Annotated in this window: 23 protein-coding genes; 7 read left to right on the forward strand and 16 right to left on the reverse strand. The window is 72.7% G+C overall.

All coding sequences use genetic code 11. The features are described from left to right. Nucleotides 1-32 precede the first annotated feature (32 nt). Complete coding sequence (locus ACSMX9_RS01385) at nucleotides 33-1,211, reverse strand: PLP-dependent cysteine synthase family protein (RefSeq protein ID WP_445399261.1); 1,179 nt, start codon at nucleotides 1,209-1,211, stop codon at nucleotides 33-35. A 232-nt stretch (nucleotides 1,212-1,443) separates the two neighbouring features. Between ACSMX9_RS01385 and ACSMX9_RS01390 the strand changes: the two genes are divergently transcribed. The 3 genes from ACSMX9_RS01390 to ACSMX9_RS01400 all read left to right on the forward strand — a co-directional run bounded on the left by ACSMX9_RS01390 (nucleotide 1,444) and on the right by ACSMX9_RS01400 (nucleotide 3,221). Continuing rightward, the gene (locus tag ACSMX9_RS01390; protein WP_445399263.1) at nucleotides 1,444-1,824 is read left to right on the forward strand and encodes a hypothetical protein; all 381 of its coding nucleotides are present in this window, start codon (nucleotides 1,444-1,446) and stop codon (nucleotides 1,822-1,824) included. Nucleotides 1,825-2,098: 274 nt separating this feature from the next. Continuing rightward, nucleotides 2,099-2,659 carry an ATP-binding protein gene (locus ACSMX9_RS01395; protein ID WP_445399265.1) on the forward strand — a complete coding sequence of 187 codons (561 nt, stop codon included), beginning with the start codon at nucleotides 2,099-2,101 and terminating at the stop codon, nucleotides 2,657-2,659. A gap of 52 nt (nucleotides 2,660-2,711) precedes the next feature. Next, a complete protein-coding gene (locus ACSMX9_RS01400; protein ID WP_445399267.1) occupies nucleotides 2,712-3,221 on the forward strand; it encodes an NAD(P)/FAD-dependent oxidoreductase in 510 nt (169 codons plus the stop codon). Between the two features lie 9 nt (nucleotides 3,222-3,230). On the opposite strand, the gene ACSMX9_RS01405 is transcribed toward ACSMX9_RS01400, so the two are convergent. The 4 genes from ACSMX9_RS01405 to ACSMX9_RS01420 all read right to left on the reverse strand — a co-directional run bounded on the left by ACSMX9_RS01405 (nucleotide 3,231) and on the right by ACSMX9_RS01420 (nucleotide 7,118). Beyond that, the gene (locus ACSMX9_RS01405) at nucleotides 3,231-4,466 is read right to left on the reverse strand and encodes an ROK family protein (RefSeq protein ID WP_445399269.1); all 1,236 of its coding nucleotides are present in this window, start codon (nucleotides 4,464-4,466) and stop codon (nucleotides 3,231-3,233) included. Between the two features lie 134 nt (nucleotides 4,467-4,600). After that, nucleotides 4,601-5,146 (reverse strand): response regulator, encoded by a 546-nt coding sequence (locus ACSMX9_RS01410; RefSeq protein WP_445399271.1) that lies wholly within the window; start codon nucleotides 5,144-5,146, stop codon nucleotides 4,601-4,603. Between the two features lie 115 nt (nucleotides 5,147-5,261). After that, nucleotides 5,262-6,134, reverse strand: coding sequence for a class II fructose-bisphosphate aldolase (locus ACSMX9_RS01415; RefSeq protein WP_445399273.1), 873 nt, complete (start codon nucleotides 6,132-6,134; stop codon nucleotides 5,262-5,264). Nucleotides 6,135-6,230: 96 nt separating this feature from the next. After that, nucleotides 6,231-7,118 (reverse strand): SIS domain-containing protein, encoded by an 888-nt coding sequence (locus ACSMX9_RS01420; RefSeq protein WP_366116260.1) that lies wholly within the window; start codon nucleotides 7,116-7,118, stop codon nucleotides 6,231-6,233. Between the two features lie 167 nt (nucleotides 7,119-7,285). Between ACSMX9_RS01420 and ACSMX9_RS01425 the strand changes: the two genes are divergently transcribed. Next, nucleotides 7,286-8,065, forward strand: coding sequence for a DeoR/GlpR family DNA-binding transcription regulator (locus ACSMX9_RS01425; RefSeq protein ID WP_445399275.1), 780 nt, complete (start codon nucleotides 7,286-7,288; stop codon nucleotides 8,063-8,065). Nucleotides 8,066-8,199: 134 nt separating this feature from the next. Here the strand turns inward: ACSMX9_RS01425 and ACSMX9_RS01430 are convergent, their stop codons facing one another. From ACSMX9_RS01430 to ACSMX9_RS01440, 3 genes are all read right to left on the reverse strand, one after another. Further along, a complete protein-coding gene (locus ACSMX9_RS01430; protein WP_351245833.1) occupies nucleotides 8,200-8,595 on the reverse strand; it encodes a MarR family winged helix-turn-helix transcriptional regulator in 396 nt (131 codons plus the stop codon). A gap of 245 nt (nucleotides 8,596-8,840) precedes the next feature. Beyond that, nucleotides 8,841-9,506 carry a response regulator gene (locus tag ACSMX9_RS01435; RefSeq protein WP_445399277.1) on the reverse strand — a complete coding sequence of 222 codons (666 nt, stop codon included), beginning with the start codon at nucleotides 9,504-9,506 and terminating at the stop codon, nucleotides 8,841-8,843. Between the two features lie 287 nt (nucleotides 9,507-9,793). Continuing rightward, entirely contained in the window at nucleotides 9,794-10,996 is a 1,203-nt protein-coding gene (locus ACSMX9_RS01440) for a geranylgeranyl reductase family protein (protein WP_445399279.1), read from the reverse strand. 199 nt (nucleotides 10,997-11,195) lie between these two features. On the opposite strand from ACSMX9_RS01440, the gene ACSMX9_RS01445 reads away from it, so the two are divergent. Then, nucleotides 11,196-12,554 carry a dipeptidase gene (locus tag ACSMX9_RS01445; protein WP_445399281.1) on the forward strand — a complete coding sequence of 453 codons (1,359 nt, stop codon included), beginning with the start codon at nucleotides 11,196-11,198 and terminating at the stop codon, nucleotides 12,552-12,554. 60 nt (nucleotides 12,555-12,614) lie between these two features. On the opposite strand, the gene ACSMX9_RS01450 is transcribed toward ACSMX9_RS01445, so the two are convergent. Both ACSMX9_RS01450 and ACSMX9_RS01455 read right to left on the reverse strand, forming a co-directional pair. Next, on the reverse strand, nucleotides 12,615-13,652 hold the full coding sequence (locus ACSMX9_RS01450) for an NUDIX domain-containing protein (RefSeq protein WP_445399283.1): 1,038 nt from the start codon (nucleotides 13,650-13,652) through the stop codon (nucleotides 12,615-12,617). 177 nt (nucleotides 13,653-13,829) lie between these two features. Continuing rightward, a complete protein-coding gene (locus tag ACSMX9_RS01455) occupies nucleotides 13,830-14,813 on the reverse strand; it encodes an ROK family protein (RefSeq protein WP_445399285.1) in 984 nt (327 codons plus the stop codon). Between the two features lie 78 nt (nucleotides 14,814-14,891). On the opposite strand from ACSMX9_RS01455, the gene ACSMX9_RS01460 reads away from it, so the two are divergent. Then, nucleotides 14,892-15,992: a LacI family DNA-binding transcriptional regulator gene (locus ACSMX9_RS01460; RefSeq protein ID WP_445399287.1), complete on the forward strand. Its 1,101-nt coding sequence runs from the start codon at nucleotides 14,892-14,894 to the stop codon at nucleotides 15,990-15,992. A 92-nt stretch (nucleotides 15,993-16,084) separates the two neighbouring features. Here the strand turns inward: ACSMX9_RS01460 and ACSMX9_RS01465 are convergent, their stop codons facing one another. The 4 genes from ACSMX9_RS01465 to ACSMX9_RS01480 all read right to left on the reverse strand — a co-directional run bounded on the left by ACSMX9_RS01465 (nucleotide 16,085) and on the right by ACSMX9_RS01480 (nucleotide 19,602). Beyond that, nucleotides 16,085-16,654: a DinB family protein gene (locus ACSMX9_RS01465; protein ID WP_445399289.1), complete on the reverse strand. Its 570-nt coding sequence runs from the start codon at nucleotides 16,652-16,654 to the stop codon at nucleotides 16,085-16,087. Between the two features lie 457 nt (nucleotides 16,655-17,111). After that, the gene (locus ACSMX9_RS01470; RefSeq protein ID WP_445399291.1) at nucleotides 17,112-18,077 is read right to left on the reverse strand and encodes an electron transfer flavoprotein subunit alpha/FixB family protein; all 966 of its coding nucleotides are present in this window, start codon (nucleotides 18,075-18,077) and stop codon (nucleotides 17,112-17,114) included. A gap of 134 nt (nucleotides 18,078-18,211) precedes the next feature. Continuing rightward, nucleotides 18,212-19,000 (reverse strand): electron transfer flavoprotein subunit beta/FixA family protein, encoded by a 789-nt coding sequence (locus tag ACSMX9_RS01475; protein ID WP_445399293.1) that lies wholly within the window; start codon nucleotides 18,998-19,000, stop codon nucleotides 18,212-18,214. 221 nt (nucleotides 19,001-19,221) lie between these two features. After that, entirely contained in the window at nucleotides 19,222-19,602 is a 381-nt protein-coding gene (locus ACSMX9_RS01480; protein ID WP_445399295.1) for a TlpA family protein disulfide reductase, read from the reverse strand. A 306-nt stretch (nucleotides 19,603-19,908) separates the two neighbouring features. On the opposite strand from ACSMX9_RS01480, the gene ACSMX9_RS01485 reads away from it, so the two are divergent. Beyond that, nucleotides 19,909-20,637 (forward strand): lysophospholipid acyltransferase family protein, encoded by a 729-nt coding sequence (locus ACSMX9_RS01485; protein ID WP_445399297.1) that lies wholly within the window; start codon nucleotides 19,909-19,911, stop codon nucleotides 20,635-20,637. A 60-nt stretch (nucleotides 20,638-20,697) separates the two neighbouring features. Here ACSMX9_RS01485 and ACSMX9_RS01490 read toward each other — a convergent pair whose 3' ends face one another. Both ACSMX9_RS01490 and ACSMX9_RS01495 read right to left on the reverse strand, forming a co-directional pair. Continuing rightward, entirely contained in the window at nucleotides 20,698-21,396 is a 699-nt protein-coding gene (locus tag ACSMX9_RS01490) for a B3/B4 domain-containing protein (protein ID WP_445399298.1), read from the reverse strand. Nucleotides 21,397-21,445: 49 nt separating this feature from the next. Beyond that, nucleotides 21,446-22,045, reverse strand: coding sequence for a transglutaminase-like domain-containing protein (locus tag ACSMX9_RS01495; protein ID WP_445399300.1), 600 nt, complete (start codon nucleotides 22,043-22,045; stop codon nucleotides 21,446-21,448). Nucleotides 22,046-22,059 lie beyond the last annotated feature (14 nt).

Raw genomic sequence — 22,059 nt, forward strand, 5'->3', positions numbered from 1 at the left:
CCGCAGGGAAAGCTGCCGGGGCCCCGGGCCGGCTAGGTCCACCGTCCGGTGGTGAGCAGGGCGTCGATCGCCTTCCGGTACGGGGCCACGTCCAGGCCCTGCTCGGCCAGCCAGTCGTCGGAGTAGTACTTGTCGAGGTAGCGGTCGCCGGGGTCGCACAGCATGGTCACGACACTGCCGGTACGGCCCTCGGCGACCAGTTCGGAGACGATCTTCAGGGCGCTCCACAGGCCGGTGCCGGTGGAGCCGCCCGCCTTGCGGCCGAGGGCGTCCTCCAGGGCCCGGACCGCAGCGACGGAGGCCGCGTCGGGGACCTTCATCATCCGGTCGACGGCCCCCGGGACGAAGCTGGGTTCCATCCGGGGGCGGCCGATCCCCTCGATCCGCGAACTCCGGTCGGTGGTGAGGTCCGGGTCGTCCGTCCGCCAGCCGTCGTAGAAGCAGGAGTTCTCCGGGTCGGCGACGCAGATCCGGGTGTCGTACTGCATGTAGTGGACGTAGCGGGCGATCGTCGCGGAGGTGCCGCCGGTGCCCGCCGTGGCCACGATCCAGGCGGGTTCCGGGTAGCGTTCCCGTTCCAGCTGACGGTAGATCGACTCGGCTATGTTGTTGTTGCCGCGCCAGTCGGTGGCCCGTTCGGCGTAGGTGAACTGGTCCATGTAGTGGCCGCCGGTCTTCCGGGCGAGGGCGGCGGACTCCTCGTACATGGTGCGGGGGTCGTCGACGAAGTGGCAACGGCCGCCGTGGAACTCGATCAGGCGGCACTTCTCGGCGCTGGTGGTCCGGGGCATCACGGCGATGAAGGGGACGCCGATCAGCTTGGCGAAGTACGCCTCGGAGACGGCCGTCGAGCCGCTCGACGCCTCGATGACCGGGGCCCCGGGCCTGATCCAACCGTTGCAGAGCCCGTACAGGAACAGCGAACGGGCCAGCCGGTGCTTGAGGCTTCCGGTGGGGTGGGTCGACTCGTCCTTCAGGTACAGGTCGATGCCCCACGCCTCGGGGAGCGGGAAGCGCAGCAGATGCGTGTCGGCGGACCGGTTGGCGTCCGCCTGCACCCGGCGCACGGCTTCTTTCAGCCAGTCCCGGTACCCCGGATCGGAGCGGTCCGTGTCGAGCGTGGGGAGGGGGCCGACGACGAGTTCGGCAGCCGTCGGGGCATCGGGCGGGGACGACGGATGGTGACGGTCTGTTGCTCGGGGGGTGCTCATCGTGTCTCGCGTCTCCTCCGTGTCCCCTCGCCCGGGGCACCGGTCCGACCGGCCCGTCCGGCAGGCTCTATGCCTCGATCATATGCGCCGTTTCATCCCGTCTCACCTGCATAAACACTGCTTGGGGCGACTCAAGGCCAAGCTTGGACGCGCTCTGGCGCAAGTCGGTCGAAGGGGAGCACACTGCTGGTGCGGGGTGTTGTCCGTACGGCGCGGAACGAGGGGCGGGATCATGGCGGCGGAGGCGGAGTTCACGGCACGGGGCGTGCGCATCGACAAGCGACGGCGCTCCCTCACCCGTGCCGGCCAGGTCCGGATCACGGACGGCCGGCTGGAGTTGCTCACCAGCTACGGCAGCGAGATCGACAGCGCGCCGGTGGCCACGGTGCGCGCGGGCACCTCCTGGTTCGCCTCCGGGGAGCGTGCCCACGCCGAGGTCAACGGCACCCGGTACGTGCTCACCATGGAGGGCGGGGAGCCGTCCCCGCACCCGGCGGAATCGGCCGCGCCGGCGGCCGGGTCCACCGCCCGCCGGTTCGTGGAGGCGGTGCGTCGCGCGGGCAGCCGGCACGAGGGCTCCGCGAAGGGCCACGACCTCCCCCCGTCGCAGTGAGGGCGGTCGGCGCCCCGGGACGGTCTGCGGATGCGCGGGCGTGCGCCCGTGCCGACCCGATGCCGTCACGCTCCCGGTGGTCGAGGCCACGGTGAGTTGCGCCGCCTGGCCTCATGCGTCACGCTGGTTTCACCTCAGGTAAGTCACTCAGGGTTTACCGGCGATGACGCTGCGAACCAGCCCGCCGGGTACGCAGCAGGCGGTGGTGGGTGAACCGCCCTGCTGGCATCGGTACTCCGTCCTCTTCCGGACCTCAATTCGGGGAGTCGTTGCCGTGATCAGCGAGCCAAGCAGGCACTGCACGGTGGAGCTACAGGCCCTGCCGTCCCGGATCGGCCAGATCCGTAGAATCGTCTCCGCCCAGCTGCGCTACTGGCATCTGGACGGACTGATCGACCACGCGTCGCTCGGCGTCACCGAGCTGCTGACGAACGTTCACCGCCACGCCCGCCCGGACAAGACCTGCACCGTCGAGGTGGCATGGCTCCTCGACCGGCTGAAGGTGTCGGTGCGGGACCGGGATCCGCGGCTGCCGGAAGTCCGTCCGGCGGACCCCCTCGACACCTGCGGACGGGGGCTGGCGCTGATCGCCGCGATGAGCACCGACTGGGGCGCCCGGCCGCTGGGCACCACCGGCAAGGTCGTGTGGTTCACCCTCCCGGCCACCGCACCCTCCCCGGCCGCGGCATGGGAGCGGGCCGGCTGCGAAGCAGTGCCGCCCGGGGTGCCCGACGACTGGGCGGACCTCACCGTGGTGTCCGACCGCCCCGGGTGGGCGCGGGTCGGCGAGGTGCCCCGCGACCGGCCCGCGCCCGTCCACCCCGTACCGGGCTGACGGGCCGACAGCTCACCCGCGGACCACGCCCGGTGGACGTGGCCTGGTGAGGGTGGCGCTGCCGGTCGCCCCGGTGCGCGGACACATGCTGTGCACCGGCCCGCTGCGCCGGCTGGGGGAGCTGCCGCGACCGGTGCCGTTCACCGTGGACCGCAGCACCTCGCTCTCCTTCCACCAGGAGGGGCGGGGCCTGCTCCTCGGCATGTCCGAACCGGCCCGGGAGACGGGTTTCGACACCCGCTACTCCCCCGCCTGGCTGCCCGCGCTGGCCACGGCGCTGGCCCGCCGCGCGCCCACGCTCCGCGGGCTGGGACTCGGCGGCGGATGGGCCGGGCCTTACGACATGAGCCCCGACGGCCGTGCGCTGGTGGGTCGGGCGACCGCGCCCGTCAACTTCCTGTACGCGACCGGGTTCTCCGGGCACGGAGTGCTCCAGGCGCCGGCCGTGGGGGAGGTCGTCCGGGACCTGTTCCTGGGGCGTGCGCCCGCCGTCGACGTGGGCCCGCTGCACGCCGACCGCTTCGCGTGTGGTGCGGCGGTGCGGTCGGCGTCCCGGGTCTGACCGGCGGGGTCAGGCGAGGGCGGCCAGCGGGTCGTCCAGGACGGGCTGCCAGGCCAGTTCGGCGGCGCCGACCAGGCTGTTGTGGTCCAGGACGCACGGCAGGATGGGGACTCCTCCGCTGCGTCCCCACAGGCTGCGGTCGGCGACGACCGCCCGCAGTCGTTCGGGATCCGCCGCAAGCAGCGACCTGTGCAGTCCGCCGAGGATGATCCGGTCCGGGTTGAGGATGTTCACCAGTCCGGCGAGACCGAGGCCGAGACGGTCGATCAACCGCTCGGCTGCGGTGCGGACCGCGACGTCGGCGTACGCGTCGCGGAGGAGTTCCTCCGCCTGCCGCAGGAGGGAGACCTCCGGCCCCGGGGTGCGGCCCGCCGCGGCAAGGAAGGCCAGCGGATTGGTCTCCACGTCCAGACAGCCGCGCCCCCCGCAGTGGCAGGGCCGTCCGTCCGGGTCCACCCTCAGGTGGCCGACCTCCAGGGCGAGGCCGGCGGAGCCGGTGTGCAGCTTGCCGTCGAGGACCAGGGCGCCGCCGACCCCGGTGTGTCCGGTGGCCACGCAGAGCAGGTCCCGGGCGCCCCGCCCGGCGCCGTGCCGGTGTTCGGCGAGCGCGGCGAGGTTGACGTCGTTGCCCGCGAGCGCGGGCCCGGTGATGCCCGCCGCGCGCACCCGCTCGGCGAACGCCTCCCGGACCGGGGACCCCGGGGGCCAGGGCAGGTGCAGCGGGTTGAGGGCGGTGCCCTCGGGTTCGGCGACCGCGGACGGCACGGAGAGGCCGGCGCCGACGCAGCGCCGCCCGGCGGCGGCGAGCAGTTCCGCCCCGGCCGTGACGACCTGGTCGAGGACCTCGACGAAGCCCGCACCGACCGTTCCGCAGCCGGGCGCGGTGGCCACGAGGTGACCGCCGAGCCCGACGAGCGCGGCCCGGAAGCCGTCGGAGTGGACCTGCGCGGCGAGCACCACGGGCCCGTCGTCCGCGAGGTGGAGGCGGTGCGAGGGGCGGCCCTGGGAACCGCTGGCCGCACTGGGGTGGGAGTCCACCCTGATCAGTCCGAGGGATTCGAGTTCCGCGGCGACCGCGCCGGCGGTGGCCCGGGTGACGCCCAGTTCCGCGGTGAGGACGGCCCGGGTGGGTGCCCGGCCGGTGTGGACGAGTTCCAGCGCGGGGCCGAGTGCACCCCGTCCCCGTTCGAGCCGGGTGCGTGCGACCGCGTCCCCCGCTGACCTCGGTGCCGTCTTGCCGCTCATGGGGGCGAGTCTGTCATGATCGGCGCACCTCGGGCCTCCGGCCCTGGGTGACCGGCTCCTGGTGCACGGGTGTCCGTGCCGGCGCGCTCCGTGGTCCGGGTCCCGGGTCGCGGGCCCGGACCGCGGAGGCGGGTTCAGCCGCTCTGCGGGGCCGAGTCCGGTCGGAGCGGTAACTCCCGCGGGGCCGGCAGGATCGGGTCGGCGAGGTGCGGTCCGCGGGTCCGGGGCGACACGGACACGGTCCGCGCCGCGGCCCGTGAGCGCAGGTCGCGCAGTTCGCCCTCCAGGGTGCGCAGTCGTTGGTGGGTACGGAAGAGGAAGCTCACCTTGGTGCGCAGGGCCCAAGGATCGACGGGTTTGGGGACGAGGTCCGCCACGCCGAGCCGGAACGCGGCGGAGGACAGGACCGCGTCGGGTCCGAACCCGGTGACCAACACGATGGGTATGTACTGGGTCTGTTCGACCCGCCGCATGTAGCGGACGACCTCCAGGCCGCTGACGTCGGGGACCCGGAGGTCGAGCAGCAGCAGGCCGGTGTTTCCTCTCAGGACTTCCTTCAGTGCCGCGTCACCGCTCATGGCGCAGACGACGTCGTGAGTGAGCGGGGACAGCGCGCTCTCCAGCGCGTAGAGCGTGTCCTCATGGTCGGCGACGATGAGGATCTTGGCGTCTGACGGCATGCCGCATTCCCCTCGCTAGGGCCATTCAGCATATGCCCACCGCGACTGCGGGGATACTGAGCGTGCGACATCGGTCACGATCCCGTCCGGAACCCGGTCGCACCCCTGCCCGGACTCAGACGGCGGCGGGCGCGGGCGCCGAACGCAGTACGGTGATCAGTTCCCGTACGGTGGCCGCCATCGCCTCCCGGCCCACGCTCAGGTAGGTGCGGGTGTCGACGGCCTCGGGGTGCGCGGCGAGGAAGTCCCGGACGGCCAGGGTCATCGCCGCGTTCAGCGCGGTGCCCACGTTGACCTTGGCGATCCCCCCGGCGACGGCCCGGCGCAGTTCCTCGTCGGGCACTCCGGACGAGCCGTGCAGGACGAGCGGGACCGTCAAGGCGCCGGCCAGGTCGGCCAGCAGGGCGTGGTCGAGGACGGCGGTGCGGCTGGTCATCGCGTGCGAGCTGCCGACGGCGACGGCGAGCCCGTCGACGCCGGATTCGGCGACGAACCGCACGGCCTCGGCGGGGTCGGTGCGGGCACCGGGGGCGTGGGCGTCCAGCGGGGGTTCGCCGCCCTTCCCGCCGACCTGCCCGAGTTCGGCTTCGACCCACAGCCCGCGCCGGTGGCCCCACTCCGCCGCGGCCCGGGTCGCGGCGAGGTTCTCGGCGTAGGGCAGGCGCGCCGCGTCGTACATGACGGAACTGAAACCGGCGTCATGGGCCTGGCGCAGCAGTTCGTCGCTCTGGACGTGGTCCAGGTGGAGTGCGACGGGGACGGCCGCGGCCTCGGCGGCGGCGACGGCGGCACGGGCCAGCGGGAGCAGCCGTCCGTAGCGGAACTTGACGGCGTTCTCGCTGATCTGGAGCACGACGGGGGCGCTTGCCGCCTCCGCTCCGGTGATGACCGCCTCCACGTGTTCCAAGGTGATGACGTTGAACGCGGCGACTGCGGAGCGGGCGGCGGCGGCCTGGGCGACGAGGTGGCCGGTTGCTGCGAGGGGCACGGGCCCCTCCTTTCCTGTTCGTTCGCTTGCTTCGGTCCGGCGGCGCCGGAGGACGCGCCGCCCCCGGGCGCGGATTCACGGGGGCGGCGCGCCCGGTCAGGGGGTGGTGGCGAGGATCACCGAGCGGGTGAGGTGACGGGGGCTGTCGGGGTCGAGTCCGCGGACCCCGGCGAGGGCGACCGCCAGGCGCTGTGCCCGCACGAGTTCGGCCAGCGGGTCGAGCGTGCCGGCCACCCACTGGCCGCCGGTGGCCCGGACCTGCTCGGCCAGGCCGTCCGGCGCCTCGCCGATCATCCAGGTGGCGGTGGACGCGGTGGTGATGCTGATCGGGCCGTGCCGGTACTCCATCGCCGGGTAGGCCTCGGTCCAGGCCAGGGCCGCCTCGCGCATCTTCAGTCCGGCCTCGTTGGCGAGGCCGACGGTCCAGTCGCGCCCCAGGAAGGTGAACTGGGTGCGGTCGACGAGCCCTTCGGGCAGCGGTTCGGCCAGGGCGGTGCGGGCGTCGGCGACCACGGCGTCCGTGTGCCGTCCGACGTGGGCGCGCAGCAGCGTCAGCGCGGTGGTGGCGAAGCGGGTCTGCACGACGGACTTCTCGTCCGCGAAGTCGAGGACCACGACCTCGTCGGCGGCGGCCATCACCGGGGTCTCGGGGTCGGCGGTGATCGCCGTGGTGCGGGGGCCGCCGCGCAGTGCCGCGAGCAGTTCCAGGACCTCGCTGGTGGTGCCGGAGCGGGTGAGCGCCACGACGCGGTCGTAGCTGCGGTGGCGGGGGAACTCGGAGGCGGCGAAGGCGTCGGTCTCGCCCTGGCCTGCACCCTCGCGCAGCGCGGCGGCGGCCTGGGCCATGAACAGCGAGGTGCCGCAGCCGACGAGGGCGACGCGCTCGCCGGGTGCCGGCAGGGCGGAGCCGTGCTCGGGGGCCAGTGCCGCGGCACGGGTCCAGCACTCGGGCTGGCTGTTCAGTTCGTTCTCGACATGGCTCATGCCGGCTATCCCTCTCCCTGGATGCTTGTTTTTGCAAGATACAGCCGAGTTTCAAGCATCTTCAAGCAATCCGAAGGGGTGAATCTGCGCTAGGGTCACCCCGACGAGTACGTCCGGCGTACCGGGCCGCACCGGGCGCCCCGGGGGAGACCGAACGGAGCATGCCGATGTCCCGCGACGCCCGCTGGAAGGCCCTGCTGGATCTCCTGGTGGAGCACGGGCGCCTCGACGTGGAAGAGGCCGCCGCCGCGCTGTCGGTTTCGGCCGCGACGATCCGACGTGACTTCGACCAGCTGGCCGAGCAGCAGATGCTGGTGCGCACCCGGGGCGGAGCCGTGCTGCACGGCGTCTCGTACGAACTCCCCCTGCGCTACAAGTCGGCGCGCCGGGCGCCGGAGAAGCAGCGGATCGCGGAGGCCGCGGCGGGGCTGATCGCCCCCGGGGAGGCGGTCGGCCTCACCGGCGGCACCACCACCACCGAGGTGGCCCGGGCCCTCGCGGTCCGCCCCGACCTCGCCAGCGGCTCCCCCGCCCTGACGATCGTCACCAATGCGCTGAACATCGCCAACGAGTTGGCGGTCCGACCGCAGTTCAAGATCGTGCTGACCGGGGGTGTGGCCCGCCCCCAGTCCTACGAGTTGACCGGCCCGCTGGCCGACACGGTGTTGCGGCAACTCAGCGTCGACGTGGCCGTGCTGGGGGTCGTCGCCTTCGACGCGCTGCACGGTGCGGCGGCGCACCACGAGGGCGAGGCCGCCACCAACCGGCTGCTGTGCGAGCGGGCCGAGCGGGTGGTCGTGGTCGCCGACTCCAGCAAGCTCGGCACCCGGGCGTTCGCCCACATCCGGCCCGCACGCGGGGTGGACGCACTGATCACCGACCGGGCCGCCGACCCGGAGCAGGTGGCCCGTTTCGAGGAGGCGGGCATCACGGTCCTGACGGTCTGACCTGCGGCCCCGCCCCGGTCGCCCCCCTCAGGCTCCGCTCCGGGGCCCTCCGTCGCCCTGCCGGGGCCACGCCTCGCCGCCCGGGCTGCACGCACCGGGGGAGAAGCGGCGGACACGAGGGGACGGGCTCGCGCTCACGCCCCCCGCAGCGTCCGCCCGAGCACCGCGCGCTGCACCGGCAGTGCCCCCGCGTGCGTCTCCCGCCCCTTGGCCGTCAACCGCACCTGGACGCCACGGCGGTCCCGCGCGCACATGCCGCGCTCCACCAGACCGTCTCTTTCCAGTCTGACGATCAGTCGGGACAGCGCGCTCTGACTCAGGTGGACGCGCACCGCGATCTCCTGGATGCGGTGCGCGCCGACTCTGCCCGCTTCCTCGTACTCCGCGAGGACGTCGAGCACTTCGAAGTCGCTGACGCCCAGGCCATGTCGGTGGAGCTCCCGGTCCAACTCGCACATGGTGCGGGCGTGCAGCGTCAGGATCTCCCGCCAGCGGTCCACGAGGGGGTGTTCGGAGGACTTCACGGTCATGGCGGGCAACCGTAGCAGGGGGTGGGTGAGGGAGGAGCCCGCTTGCGAGGTCGGTTCGAGAGCTGGCCGATTCATGACCGCAGGGGCGCTTCTCCTGCACGAGGCCACCGACCGACATCGTCCCCGTTGGGACGGGGGGAGCCCCCGGTGACCGGCACCTGAGGGGCCCGATTGCGGATGAGAACTTCCTCATGCCGGAAACCGTCCCCGAAGCGGTTCCCCCCGCCGCGCCGGCCCGGCAGCCGCTACCCCGGCCAGCCGGGCCCCACGAGCCCCGACTCGTAGGCGAGGAGGACGAGTTGGGCACGTTCCCGGACCCCCAGCTTCACCATCGTCCGACTGACATGGGTCCGGACCGTGAGCGGACTGACGACCAGTCGACGGGCGATGTCCTCGTTCGACAGCCCCCTGCCCACCAAGGCCATCACCTCGCGTTCCCGATCGGTGAGCGAGGCCGACGAGACGGCCGCGGCCGATTCCCGGGAACGCGCGGCGAACTCCGCGATCAGCCGTCGGGTCACCGCGGGCGACAGCAGGGCGTTGCCCGCGGCCACCGTCCGCACCGAGCACACCAGTTCCTCCGCCCCGGCGTCCTTCACCAGGAAGCCGGAGGCCCCCGCACGAATCGCCTCGAAGACGTACTCGTCCAGCGCGAAGGTGGTCAGCATGACGACCCGGGCGGCCCGTGCACGCGGGTCCCGCACCAGGCTCCGGGTGGCCGCGAGGCCGTCGAGCCGGGGCATCCGGACGTCCATGAGCACCACGTCGGGCCTCAGTTCCCGCACCCCGCGCACCGCCGCCTCTCCGTCGACGGCCTCGCCCACCACGGCGATGTCCGACGGTGCGTCCAACACCGCCCGGAGCCCCGCCCGCACCCGGGCCTGGTCATCGGCGAGCAGTACGCGGATCACGGGCCCTCCCGGGGCGGCTCGACGGGCGGGGATCTGGCAGCACCAGCGGCAGGCTCGCACCCGCCCGGGACCCGTCGTCCGGCCGGGGTCCCGCTCCGATGGTCCCACCCCGTGCGGTCGCCCGCTCCCGCATTCCGGCCACTGGGCCACCGGCCCCGCACCCCGTCCGCGACCTCGCCGAACGCCGCCCCGCACCACCGGGACCGGGGCGCCCCGACGTCCGCCGGCCGCGGGGGCGCCCCACCGTGCGCGGCCGGCTCGGACGCTGAGCGCCCCGGCCCGTCCGCTCAGCGGTCCAGCGAGGACAGCACCCGACCCGCCGCCGGATGGGTCCGGACGATCTCGCCGAGGGTGGTGGTGCCCCGGGTGATCCGGGTGAACGCCTTCCAGGCGGGGCGGAAGCCGGTCAGCGCGGCGTGCAGCATCCCCGGGCGACGTTCGAACAGCCCCATCATCCGTTTGCCCACGCTCATCTCGACGCCGAGGCCCGCCTTCACGGCGAACGCGTAGTTGAGGGCCTGTCGCCGGGCGTCGACCGCGTCGTGCGCCTCGGCGATGCGCACCGCCCACTCCCCCGCGAGCCGTCCCGACCGCAGGGCGAACGAGATGCCCTCCCGGGTCCACGGCTCCAGCAGCCCGGCCGCGTCGCCGCAGACCAGCACCCGTCCCCGGGACAGCGGCGAGTCATCGCTGCGGCACCGGGTGAGGTGCCCCGAGGAGACGCTGGGCTCGAACCCGGCGAGTCCCAGTCGGGCGACGAAGTCCTCCAGGTAGCGCTTGGTCGCGGCGCCCTCGCCGCGGGCGGAGATGACCCCCACGGTCAGGGTGTCCCCCTTGGGGAACACCCAGCCGTAACTCCCGGGCAGGGGGCCCCAGTCGATCAGGACCCGACCCTTCCAGTCCTCGGCGACGGTCGGAGGGACCGGGATCTCGGCCTCCAGGCCCAAGTCGACCTGGTCGAGCTTCACCCCGACGTGCGCACCTATGCGGCTGGCACTGCCGTCCGCGCCGACGACCGCGCGGGCCAGGAGCGTCTCACCGCCCTGGAGGACGACCGCGACCGTCCGCCGGTCGGGCACCGCCGTGCCGTGCTGCTCGACCCGGGTGACCGTGGCCCCGGTGCGCAGCTCCGCGCCCGCCTTCTGCGCGTGCTCCACCAGTTGCTGGTCGAACTCGGGGCGGTTGATCAGACCGAACAGGGTGTGCCGGGACTTCCTGGTCCGGGCGAACCGCCCGTCGAGGGTGAAGGTGACCGCGTTCACCCGGTCCTGGAGGGGCAGGTCGAAGCCGGGGGGCAGCGCGTCGCGCGAGGGGCCGATGATGCCGCCGCCGCACGTCTTGTAGCGGGGCAGTTCGGCCTTCTCCAGCACCAGGACGCTGCGTCCCGCCACGGCCGCCGCATAGGCGGCGGAGGCCCCCGCGGGTCCCGCCCCGACCACGACCACGTCCCAGACGTGACGGGTCTCGTCCGAAGTGTTCTCGCTGCTCACGTTGGTCTACCGCTCCGATCCCACAGCTTGCCGCGCTTCCACCAGGCATCCTACGGCGGTCGTGGGCACTCGCTCCTGTGGGAGGATCGTCGGCGCCCGATACGTGCACACGATCGACACGGCACGGGCCGTCCCCGCAGCACCGCGGCACCCGCCCGTACCCCAGGCACCCGTACTCGCACCCACCAGGAGCGCGCCCATGTCCACAGATCCGCTCGCCGCCACCGTCGCCTCGCTCATGCCGGGGGCCCGTGCGGACCTCGCCGAGTTGGTGGCCTTCCGCTCGGTCGCGGACTTCGCCCACTTCCCGAGGGAGGAGAGCGAGGCCGCCGCCCGCTGGATCACCGAGGCGCTGCGCGCCGAGGGCTTCCAGGACGTGGCCGTCCTCGACACGCCGGACGGCACCCAGTCGGTGTACGGCCATCTGCCCGGACCCGAGGGCGCGCCCACGGTCCTGCTGTACGCCCACTACGACGTGCAGCCGCCGCTCGACGCATCGGCCTGGCTGACCCCGCCCTTCGAACTGACCGAGCGGGACGGCCGCTGGTACGGGCGGGGCGCCGCGGACTGCAAGGGCGGCCTGGTCATGCACCTGGTGGCGCTCCGGGCGCTGAGGGCGAACGGGGGCGTCCCGGTGGGGGTGAAGATCATCGTCGAGGGCTCGGAGGAGCAGGGCACCGGCGGCCTCGAACGGTACGCCGAGCAGCACCCCGAACTGCTGCGCGCCGACAGCATCGTCATCGGTGACGCCGGCAACTTCCGGACGGGCCTGCCGACCGCGACGACCATCCTGCGCGGGATGACGCTGGTCCGGGTCGACATGGAGACGCTGGAGGGCAACCTGCACTCGGGCCAGTTCGGCGGTGCGGCCCCGGACGCCCTGGCCGCGTTGATCCGCGTGCTGGACTCGCTGCGCGCACCGGACGGGTCGACCACCGTGGACGGGCTCCCGGGCACCGGCGGTTGGGAGGGCATCGACTACCCCGAGGAGTCCTTCCGTGCGGACGCCCACGTCCTGGACGGGGTGGAGCTGATCGGCTCGGGCACGGTCGCCGACCGCCTCTGGGCCCGGCCCGCGGTGACGGTGCTGGGCATCGACTGCCCCTCGGTGGCGGAGGCGACGCCGTCGGTGCAGGCCCGGGCCCGGGCCCTGGTGAGCCTGCGGGTGCCGCCGGGCACCGACGCCGCCGAGGCGACCCGACTGCTGGCCGCCCACATCGAGGCCCGCACCCCGTGGGGTGCGCGGGTGCGGGTGGAGCAGGCCGGCGAGGGCCAGCCGTTCCGCGCGGACACGTCCAGCCCGGCGTACGGGGCCATGGCCACGGCGATGGCCACGGCCTATCCGGGCCAGCAGATGCAGTTCGCCGGGCAGGGGGGCTCGATCCCGCTGTGCAACACCCTCGCCGCCCTCTACCCGCAGGCGGAGATCCTGCTGATCGGGCTGAGCGAGCCGGAGGCCCGCATCCACGCGGCCAACGAGAGCGTCGCTCCACAGGAGTTGGAGCGACTGGCCCTGGCAGAGGCGCTGTTCCTGACGGAGTACGCGCAGCACGGCTGACCGCGGGCGCGGCGGGTGCGGTGTTCCCCTCCCGCACCGCCGCGCACCGCCTGCCGCCCGCTACACGGGGACGCCCGCCTCCAGGTACACGGCCGCCCCGCGCTCACGGGCGCGCAGCGCCCACAGGAGACGGGCGTACCGTTCGGGGGGCAACAGACCTTCCGCCTCCGCCTCGGTGACGAAGCGACAGTCCCGCAGTTCGGTGTCGGGCAGCACGAGGCGCTCCGTTCTCCCCCGGTCCAGGCGGCCTCCGTCGAACAGCAGGCGCAGCCCGCCGTAGCGGGGCGGGGCGGGGGGTTCCCAGTCGACGAGGAGGAGCCGGGGCACGGCGTCGAGCCGGAGGCCGGTCTCCTCCTCCACCTCGCGCAGCCCGGCCCGGGCCGGGGCTTCGCCCGGCTCCACCACGCCGCCGGGGAACTCCCAGCCCGCCTTGTACGTCGGATCGACCAGGAGGACCCGGTCCCGGTCGTCGAAGAGGAGCACCCCGGCGGCCACGGTCTCGGCGGTGGGTTGCGGGGTCTGGACGATGTCGACGACGGGTGCGGCGTCCGTGCGGACCGCTTCCGCGATCCGCACGGCGGTCTCGTGCGGGCTCAGCCGGCCGTTGTCGACGAGGTGGGCGTCGGTGGCGAGCCAGTCGCCGAGGGCGGTCAGATAGGGCTCGACGTGGTCCCGGCTCCACTGACGGACGCGGGTCTCCCCGTCCTCCTCACCGGGCGGAACCTCCCGCTGCTCGATCCGTGACCGCAGGATCGTTTCGGCCGGGGCGAGCACCACATGGCGCACCGGGATCCGCCGGGAGGCGAGCCCCCCGAAGACCTCGTCCCGGTAGTCCTGCCGGAGCAGGGTCATCGGCACCACCAGCACACCCCCGACCTCCGCGAGCAGGGCCGCAGCGGTGTCCACCACCAACCGGCGCCAGATCGCCAGGTCCTGGTAGTCGGTGACCTCGGCGAGGTGCTTGGGCGGCAGCAGCCGGGGCAGTGCACCGCCGATCAACTCGGGGTCGAAGAGCATGCTGTTGGGGATCAGCTCGATCAGTTCCCGTGCAGTGGTCGTCTTCCCCGCGCCGAATGCACCGTTGATCCAAACGATCACGGTTCCCCCTCTGATGTGTGGCCCCTGTGGCGTGCCCGCAACACCCTGCCACGGAAACCAGGATGCGCCGAGGGGGACCTACCCGCAGTTCAGACACCTATGACTGGCTCGGGGCGGAAGGCCACGCTCCGCGCACCCCGGGTGCCCGCGGTGCCGATGCGGCCCGCAACAGGGCGGTCAGGGGGAGCCCGGACGGGGCCCGCCCCGGGGTGCCGGACCGAACTCCGCCGCCCCACCGGCGGCCAGGGCCGCTGCCGCGGCCCCGACCAGGCCGGCGTCCGTACCGAGCCGGGCCGGCACCACCGCGAGCCGCCGGACGAACGACAGCGCGGCGTACTCCGGCAGTGCACGACGCAGCGGTGCGAACAGCACCTCCCCCGCCCGGGCCACCCCGCCGCCGATGACGGCGACCTCGATCTCCACCAGCGTCGCGGTCGCCGCGATCGCGGCCGCCAACGCCCTGGCGGCCTGCCCGAACGCCGCGCGGGCCACCGGATCGCCGGCGCGGGCGGCGGCGGCGACCGCGGCGGCGGTCGCCCCGGTGCCCGGTGCCGGCCGCCAACCATCGGTCAGAGCACGGTGGACGATGCCCGGTCCGCTCGCGAACCGCTCCACGCAGCCGCGTCCCCCACATGCGCACCGCTCGCCGTCCACGTCCACGCAGATGTGTCCGATGTGGCCCGCATTGCCGGTGGGACCGGGGTGCAGTCGCCCGCCGAGCACCAGTCCGCCGCCGACGCCGGTGGACACCACCATGCAGAGCGCGTGGTCACGGCCCCTGGCGGCACCCAGCCAGTGTTCGGCCGCCGTCATGGCCACTCCGTCGCCGACCAGGGTGACGGGCAGGTCCCCGGTCAGCGCCCCGAGCCGTTCCACCAGGGGGTACCCCCGCCACCCGGGAATGTTCACGGGGCTGACGGTGCCCGCCGCGGCGTCGACGGGGCCGGCGCTTCCGATGCCGACCGCTCGCACGGTCGGCCACGCCGGGGACCGGGTCAACTCCCCCAACGCCTCCGCCACCGCCTCCAGCACGGTCGCGCCGTCCGCCCCCTGCGGGGTGGGGCGCCGGGCCCGCGCCCTGATCCGGCCCCGGCCGTCCACCAGGGCCGCGGCGATCTTCGTTCCGCCGATGTCGAGCGCGGCGACGAGGTCGGTGTGCATCCGTATCGGTCCTCCCGGGGAAGCCGTCCGAAGGGCGTGGGTCAGTTTCACCGGGCCTGACAACGTTGTCCAGGCCCTATGCTCAACGCCACCCACCCGCCACGGCGACGTGACGACAGGACAGGACACCGCATAGTGACGGATATCGCCCGCAGCGCCGACACCCGGTACGGCAATCGTCCGACCATGAAGGACGTGGCCACCCGTGCGGGGGTCGGTCTCAAGACGGTTTCCCGCGTGGTCAACGGCGAGCCGGGGGTGACCCCGGACACCGGGCGCCGGGTCCAGGAGGCCATCGACGCCCTGGGCTTCCGCCGGAACGACAGCGCACGGGTGCTGCGCAAGGGGCGCACCTCCACCGTCGGACTCGTGCTGGAGGACCTCGCCGACCCCTTCTACGGTCCGCTGTCCCGTGCTGTGGAGGAGGTGGCCCGCGAGCACGACGCACTGCTCATCAACGGCTCCAGCGCCCAGGACCCCGCACGCGAACGGGACCTGGCGCTCTCGTTGTGCGCTCGACGGGTGGACGGGCTGTTGATGATCCCGGCCGGTCAGGACCACCGGTACCTGGAACCCGAACTCAAGGCGGGCGTCGCCACGGTGTTCGTGGATCGTCCGGCGGGCGAGATCGAGGCCGACACCGTGCTGTCGGACAACTACGGCGGGGCCCGCGCGGGCGTGGCCCATCTGATCGCGCACGGGCACCGGCGGATCGGTTTCATCGGCGACCAACCGAGCATCCACACGACGGAGGAGCGGTTGCGCGGCTACCTCGCCGCCATGGCGGACGCGGGGATACCCGTAGCGGAACCGTGGACCTCGCTCGGGCCGACCGCGCCCGAACGGGTCCGCGTCGCCGCCGAGGCCATGCTCACCGGGACCGAACCGGTCACGGCCCTCTTCACCGGCAACAACCGCGTGACCGTGACCGTCATCCGGGTCCTGGCCGGCTGGCGGCGCCCCGTGGCCCTGGTCGGGTTCGACGACGTGGAGCTGGCCGAACTGCTCACCCCCGGACTCACCGCGGTCGCCCAGGACGCCGCACGCCTGGGACGGATCGCCGCGGAACGGCTGTTCACCAGATTGGCGGCGGGCTCGGCCCTGCCGCCCGAGCGGGTCGTGCTGCCGACCCGGCTCGTGGCCCGGGGCTCCGGGGAGATCCCCCCGGAGCCGGTCTAGGGTCCGTCTTCAAGGTCAGATCCAGAGCGTGACCGTCCACCCTCGGCGAACCTCTGCGGTCACAGCACCGGGAACTCCCGGTTCCCGGTGCTTCATTGGCCCACCCGTCCGTCGACGCACTCGCGCAACAGGTCCGCGTGCCCGCAGTGACGGGCGTACTCCTCGATCCTGTGCACCAACAGCTCCCGTATCGACACGGCGTCCTTGCCCACCCGTTCGCCGAGGTCCGGGTACCGGGCCAGCAGGGCGTCGGTGGCGGCCTGTTCCCGCTCCAGGTCGCCGTACGCGGCGTCGACCACGGCCTGTTCGGCGACGGCTCCGTCGAAGTCGGCGTCCCGCTCGCCGTACAGCTTCGGCAGTGGGTCCCCCTCCACGACCCAGTTGCGCCAGTCGCGCTCCACCTCCGCGAGGTGCCGCACCAGGCCGAGCAACGACATGGTCGACGGCGGCACCGATCGGCGGGCCAGTTGCTCCGCGTCCAGGCCCTCGCACTTCATGCGCAGGGTGAGGCGGTAGTCCTTGAGGTAGTCCCGCAACGTCGCGAGCTCGCCGTCCGGGCCGGGGCCCGCGCTGTTGCGCGGATCGTCGTTCGGGTCCGCCCACATGTCGGGGTAGACGGTCGCTCGGGTCCATCGGGTGGGTCGATCACTCATGCAGCGCATGGTCGCCCCCACCGGGGTGGGCGCGCCACCGAGTTACCCGTCCGCGCGGGGTGGCGGCCCGACGCCCCGCCGGGTCCCGCCGAACCGGGCGGCGGGGCCCGGCACGACGCCTCAGCGGAACAGGTTCCCGAAGAACGACTCCTGCACGGCACGGCGGTAGCACGTGAGATTGCAGTGCCGCTTCCGGTACCAGCGCCGGAGTTGAACGATCCGCCGCCCGCAGAACGCACAAGGTGCGGTTCTGGCGCCCGTGTTCGTGTCGTCGTCCCCCATGCCGCAGAACGGTAGCGCCCGGACTTGGGTGGATGTCGACGAGGGCGTGTCGGAACGGCTACGGATCCGTCCCCGACGGGGCGGGGTCCGCGTGACCGTGGTGGTCGCGCGGACCCCGCCCCTGGGGGTGTCTGCTTCCCGGCGCCGTGCCGTGCCTGCCGCCCCGGTGCGGGAGCGGGGGTGGTTAGCCCTTGCGTCGGGTGATCTCTTCGGTGAGTTGGGGCAGGACGCTGAAGAGGTCACCGACGACTCCGTAGTCAACGAGGTCGAAGATGGGCGCTTCGGGGTCCTTGTTGACGGCCACGATGGTCTTCGAGGTCTGCATGCCGGCCCGATGCTGGATCGCTCCGGAAATACCACAGGCCACGTACAACTGCGGCGAGACGCTCTTACCCGTCTGCCCGACCTGGCTCGCATGCGGATACCACCCCGCATCCACCGCCGCCCGCGACGCCCCCACCGCACCACCCAACGCGTCCGCCAACGCCTCCACCACCGCGAACCCCTCCGCACCATTCACCCCACGACCACCCGACACCACCACCGACGCCTCCCCCAACTCCGGACGCCCCGACACCTCCCGCACCTCCCGCGACACCACCCGACCCACCACACCCGGATCCGACCACACCACCTCCAACTCCTCCACCACCCCCGCAGCCGGCGCCACCTCCACCACCCCCGCACCCGACTTCACCGTCAACACCGACACCCCACCCACCACCCGCGACCGCACCACAAACGCCCCACCCAACACCGACTGCACCGCCACCGGCACCCCACCCTCACCCACCACCACATCCACCGCATCCGTCACCACACCCGACCCACACCGCAACGCCACCCGCGCCGCCACCTCACCATTCTCCCCCGACGACGCCAACAACACCCCCACCGGACCCACCACCCCCACCGCCGCCACCAACACATCCACCTTCGGCACCACCAACAACCCCTCACCCACCAACCCCTCCACCACCAACACCCTCACCGCACCATGCTCACCCAACAACCCCGCCACCCCACGCGCCCCCTCACCCACCACCACCGCCACCGGATCACCCAACCCCCGCGCCACCCCCAACAACTCCAACGACGAACGCCGCACCACACCATCCACCAACTCCACCCACACCAAAACAGAACCCATCACACACTCCCTTACCGACATGAAACGAAACGACAGAGACAGAACACAGAAAGACGCCAGAAATCAGAACGCCAGAAGCCCGCAAGCCCGCAAGCCCAGAAGCCCGGAAGCCCGGAAGCCCGGAACGAATGCCCCTACAACAACTTCCGCTCCGCCAAGAACTCCGCGATCCGCACCCCACCCTCACCCGCGTCCTCCACCACCGTCCCCGCCACCCGCGCCGGACGCTCCACCACCTCATCCACCACCGTCAACGCACCCACCGAACCCACCAACGACCCATCCACCCCCAACTCCCCAAGCCCCCACACCTCCACCGGCTTCTTCTTCGCCGCCATGATCCCCTTGAACGACGGATACCTCACCTCACCCGACTGATCCGTCACCGACACCACCGCCGGCAACCCCGCCTCCACCACCAACGACGCCACCCCATCATCCCGACGACCCCGCACCACACCACCCACCACCGACACCTCCGACAACAACGACACCTGAGCCACCCCCAACCGCTCCGCCAACAACGCCGGCAACACCCCCATCCCCCCATCCGTCGACGCCATCCCACACACCACCACATCAAAACCCACCCGACGCACCGCCTCCGCCACCACCAACGACGTCCCCATCACATCCGACCCCACCACCCCCTCATCCACCACATGCACCCCACGATCCACCCCCATCGACAACGCCTTCCGCACCGCATCCCGCGCACCCTCAGGACCCACCGACACCACCACCACCTCACCCCCACCCTCAAACCCCTCCACCAACCGCAACCCCTGCTCCACCGCATACTCATCCAACTCCGACAACACCCCATCCACCCCCTCACGATCCACCCGACCATCCCCCAAAAACCCCCGCTCACCCGCAACATCCGGCACCCACTTCACACACACCACAACCCTCAAACCCATGACAACTCCCTCGCCTTGCGTCAGTTCCGGTGACCTCGGGCAGCACACACCCGAAGCACGCTTTCCCGGGTACGGCAGGGCCACACCCGAGCACGATATTACTGACGAGTAGGCAAGGGCGGGAGACCCCGTTCACGACGGAATGTGTGAGCTCGACGACGGCAGCGAAGTCCACGGGCGGAACGGCGCCCGAGCGACTCGGGCACGAAGGGGCCGGAGTGTCAGAGGGCCTCGGCGAGCGCGGCGAGGACGTCGGCCGTACGGGGCTGACCCGTCGCCCGGCGCACGACGGAGCCCTTCGCGTCCAGGACGAGGACCGTGGGCGTCCGCCGGATGTCGAGGCGGCGGACGAGGGCGAGGTGCTCTTCGGCGTCGATCTCGACGTGCCGCACCCCCGGCACCATGCCCGCCACCCGGCCGAGCACCCGTCGGGTGGCCCTACAGGGTTGGCAGAAGGCGGTGGAGAACTGGACCAGCGTCGCCCGTTCCCCCAGGGCGCCACCCCACTGCGCCGGGTCCAGCCGTTGCGCCGCTCCCCCGGTCGTCCCGCCGTCGTCCTGCACCCGCTGCCTCCTCGCACCAGCCGGGCGCACCTCGCGCACACCCGTGAACGCGCGGTCCCGGTACGCGCCCCAGCAGCGGCAACGCCCTGCGGGATCCCCGGATTCCCGTCGCCGCCACCGGTGGCAGCGCGCCCGCGCGTCGATCCGGGGCGGACGACCTGGCCCGCGGCTCCACGGAACGAGCGGGAGGTGTCGAGGACGTGACGAGGATCTCGCGCCGTGCAGACGCCAGGACTGGCCCCCGCACGGTTCTTCGGGCACGATCTGCCCAGACCGAAAACCTACGGCTGCGTAACTCCGCCGAGACCTCACTTCACCAGGCAGACAGAAGGGCCTCCCCCCTCCATGGCAGAGCTTGTCTACCGCCCCGTCATCGGGCTGGCCATGACGATGTTCAAAGCGCTCGACCTGAAGATCGACTGCAAGGGCTCGGAGAACGTTCCGCGCACCGGTGGAGCCGTGCTGGTCAGCAACCACATCAGCTACCTGGACTTCATCTTCAACGGGGTCGCGGCGTTGCCGCAGAAGCGGCTCGTCCGCTTCATGGCGAAGGACTCCGTGTTCCGGCACAAGGTGTCCGGTCCCCTGATGCGCGGGATGAAGCACATTCCGGTGGACCGCTCGAAGGGTGAGACCGCGTACCAGCACGCGCTGGAGTCGCTGCGGTCCGGGGAGATCGTGGGCGTCTTCCCCGAGGCGACGATCTCCCAGTCGTTCACGCTCAAGAGCTTCAAGTCGGGCGCCGCGCGCATGGCGCAGGAGGCGGGCGTGCCGTTGGTCCCGATGGCGGTGTGGGGAACGCAGCGCCTGTGGACGAAGGGGCACCCGCGCAACTTCCGGCGCGATCACCTTCCGATCACCATGCGGGTGGGCGAGCCGATCGAGGCACCGGCCGACCAGTACGCGGGGGCGATCACCCGCCGGCTGCGGGGGCGGGTACAGGAACTGCTCGATGCCGCGCAGCGCGCCTATCCGGGCCAGCCGAAGGGCCCGCAGGACACCTGGTGGCTGCCCGCGCACCTCGGCGGAAGCGCGCCCACGCCCGAGGCCGTGAAGGCCGCGGAGGCCGGCTGACGGCGCGTCCCCGCGGTGAGACGCCGGCGGGGCGGGTCCGTGCGGGCCGCCCCGCCCCGGTCATCCGGCGGTCGGGGGACGCACGGTGATCCGGGCTCCCGGGCTCACCTTCTGGACCAGTTCGGCGAGCTCGGCGCCCGCCGCCTCCACGCCGGCCGCACCCATCGGCGCCAGCGCCTCCAGCAGGAAGAGCGCCGAGCGCGACTCCTCGGTGAGGCGGGTGCGGGCGCCTTGGCGCCAGTTCCAGCGGCGGCAGGTGATTCCGGCACCGTCGCACCAGACCACCTCGCCCGGCTCGGGGTGCTCCACCACCTGCTCACCCGCCGCGGCGGTGGGGAACTCCTCGTCGCCCCGGGCCCGGACCAGGCGCATGCCGCCCTCGATACGGTCGGCGTCCTCCCCGCCCACGGGGACCAGGTGGGCGACGCTGACGGCGTTGTAGACGTCCACCAGGGCGTTGATGCGGGGCAGCCCGCCCCCGGAGAGGGCGCGTCTGGCGAGGGCCTCGGCGGAGTTGCGGGTGCGGGAGGGCTTGGCGCCGAAGGCGGTGTACGCCGCGCGCCAGGCGACCATGTGCGGGTCCTCGTGGGGTGCCCGCCCGGCCAGTCGCGCGGTCAGTCGCGCGGTGGCCTCGTCCAGGAGCGCGGAGGTCGCCTCGGTGCTGGGGGTGTTGACCAGCCCCTGCGCCTCGACGACGAGGTGGCGGAAGTCGGGTGCGAGGGTGCGGACCTCGTCGGACACGGTGAGCGGAAGGGGCATGTTCGTTCGCCTCGGTACGGTGGGGCCGGGGGATCCGACGATGCGGGGCTCACAGCGCGGCGGGCAGGGCGCGGAGGAGCGCCGTGCGGTCCGGCGCCTCCTGCAAGGCGCGCAGCACCATCGGATGTGGTGCAGCATACAAGACCGGGTAGTCCACCTCGCTGAACTCCGGACGCACGGGAAAGGCCAGTCGTTCCGACTCCAGCGAGAACTGCGCGTCGATGCCTCCGGTGTTGCCCCGGGCGTCCTGGCGCGCCCAGCCGACACTCCCGGGCAGGCGCAGGGCGACGAGCCCGTGGACGACGGGGTCCGTGCCCTCGTCGTCGGTCAGGCGCTGGTAGCAGAAGCCGGCCGGGATGTCCGCGACCCGCAGCAGGGCCACCAGGGCGTGCGACTTGGCGTGGCAGATCCCGGTCCTCCACTCCAGGACGTCGGAGGCCCGCCAACTGACCCGGGGGTCACCGGCATCGCCGGAGTGCGAGATCCGGTCCCGAACGAACTCGAAGGCCGTCTTTGCATATTCATGCGGGCTAAGGGCGTGGGAGCCCAGCCGGGCGGCGACCTCCCGGACGTGGCGGTGGCCGTGGTCTACGGTCTCGTCCGCGGCGAGGTAGGCGGAGTCGTCTTGGGAATCCTGAGCGAGTCGCATACTCAAGCATAAGT

The organism is Streptomyces sp. LE64, from assembly GCF_052606915.1.

Bases quoted from the DNA above. Each gene is read 5' to 3' on its own strand.
- ACSMX9_RS01475 (WP_445399293.1), bottom strand. From the start codon at position 19,000: ATGGGTTTGAGGGTTGTGGTGTGTGTGAAGTGGGTGCCGGATGTTGCG.
- ACSMX9_RS01390 (WP_445399263.1), top strand. From the start codon at position 1,444: ATGGCGGCGGAGGCGGAGTTCACGGCACGGGGCGTGCGCATCGACAAG.
- ACSMX9_RS01465 (WP_445399289.1), bottom strand. From the start codon at position 16,654: ATGCGCTGCATGAGTGATCGACCCACCCGATGGACCCGAGCGACCGTC.
- ACSMX9_RS01455 (WP_445399285.1), bottom strand. From the start codon at position 14,813: ATGCACACCGACCTCGTCGCCGCGCTCGACATCGGCGGAACGAAGATC.
- ACSMX9_RS01460 (WP_445399287.1), top strand. From the start codon at position 14,892: ATGCTCAACGCCACCCACCCGCCACGGCGACGTGACGACAGGACAGGA.
- ACSMX9_RS01420 (WP_366116260.1), bottom strand. From the start codon at position 7,118: ATGAGCCATGTCGAGAACGAACTGAACAGCCAGCCCGAGTGCTGGACC.
- ACSMX9_RS01490 (WP_445399298.1), bottom strand. From the start codon at position 21,396: ATGCCCCTTCCGCTCACCGTGTCCGACGAGGTCCGCACCCTCGCACCC.
- ACSMX9_RS01430 (WP_351245833.1), bottom strand. From the start codon at position 8,595: ATGACCGTGAAGTCCTCCGAACACCCCCTCGTGGACCGCTGGCGGGAG.
- ACSMX9_RS01495 (WP_445399300.1), bottom strand. From the start codon at position 22,045: ATGCGACTCGCTCAGGATTCCCAAGACGACTCCGCCTACCTCGCCGCG.
- ACSMX9_RS01470 (WP_445399291.1), bottom strand. From the start codon at position 18,077: ATGGGTTCTGTTTTGGTGTGGGTGGAGTTGGTGGATGGTGTGGTGCGG.
- ACSMX9_RS01445 (WP_445399281.1), top strand. From the start codon at position 11,196: ATGTCCACAGATCCGCTCGCCGCCACCGTCGCCTCGCTCATGCCGGGG.
- ACSMX9_RS01385 (WP_445399261.1), bottom strand. From the start codon at position 1,211: ATGAGCACCCCCCGAGCAACAGACCGTCACCATCCGTCGTCCCCGCCC.
- ACSMX9_RS01405 (WP_445399269.1), bottom strand. From the start codon at position 4,466: ATGAGCGGCAAGACGGCACCGAGGTCAGCGGGGGACGCGGTCGCACGC.
- ACSMX9_RS01410 (WP_445399271.1), bottom strand. From the start codon at position 5,146: ATGCCGTCAGACGCCAAGATCCTCATCGTCGCCGACCATGAGGACACG.
- ACSMX9_RS01425 (WP_445399275.1), top strand. From the start codon at position 7,286: ATGTCCCGCGACGCCCGCTGGAAGGCCCTGCTGGATCTCCTGGTGGAG.
- ACSMX9_RS01485 (WP_445399297.1), top strand. From the start codon at position 19,909: ATGGCAGAGCTTGTCTACCGCCCCGTCATCGGGCTGGCCATGACGATG.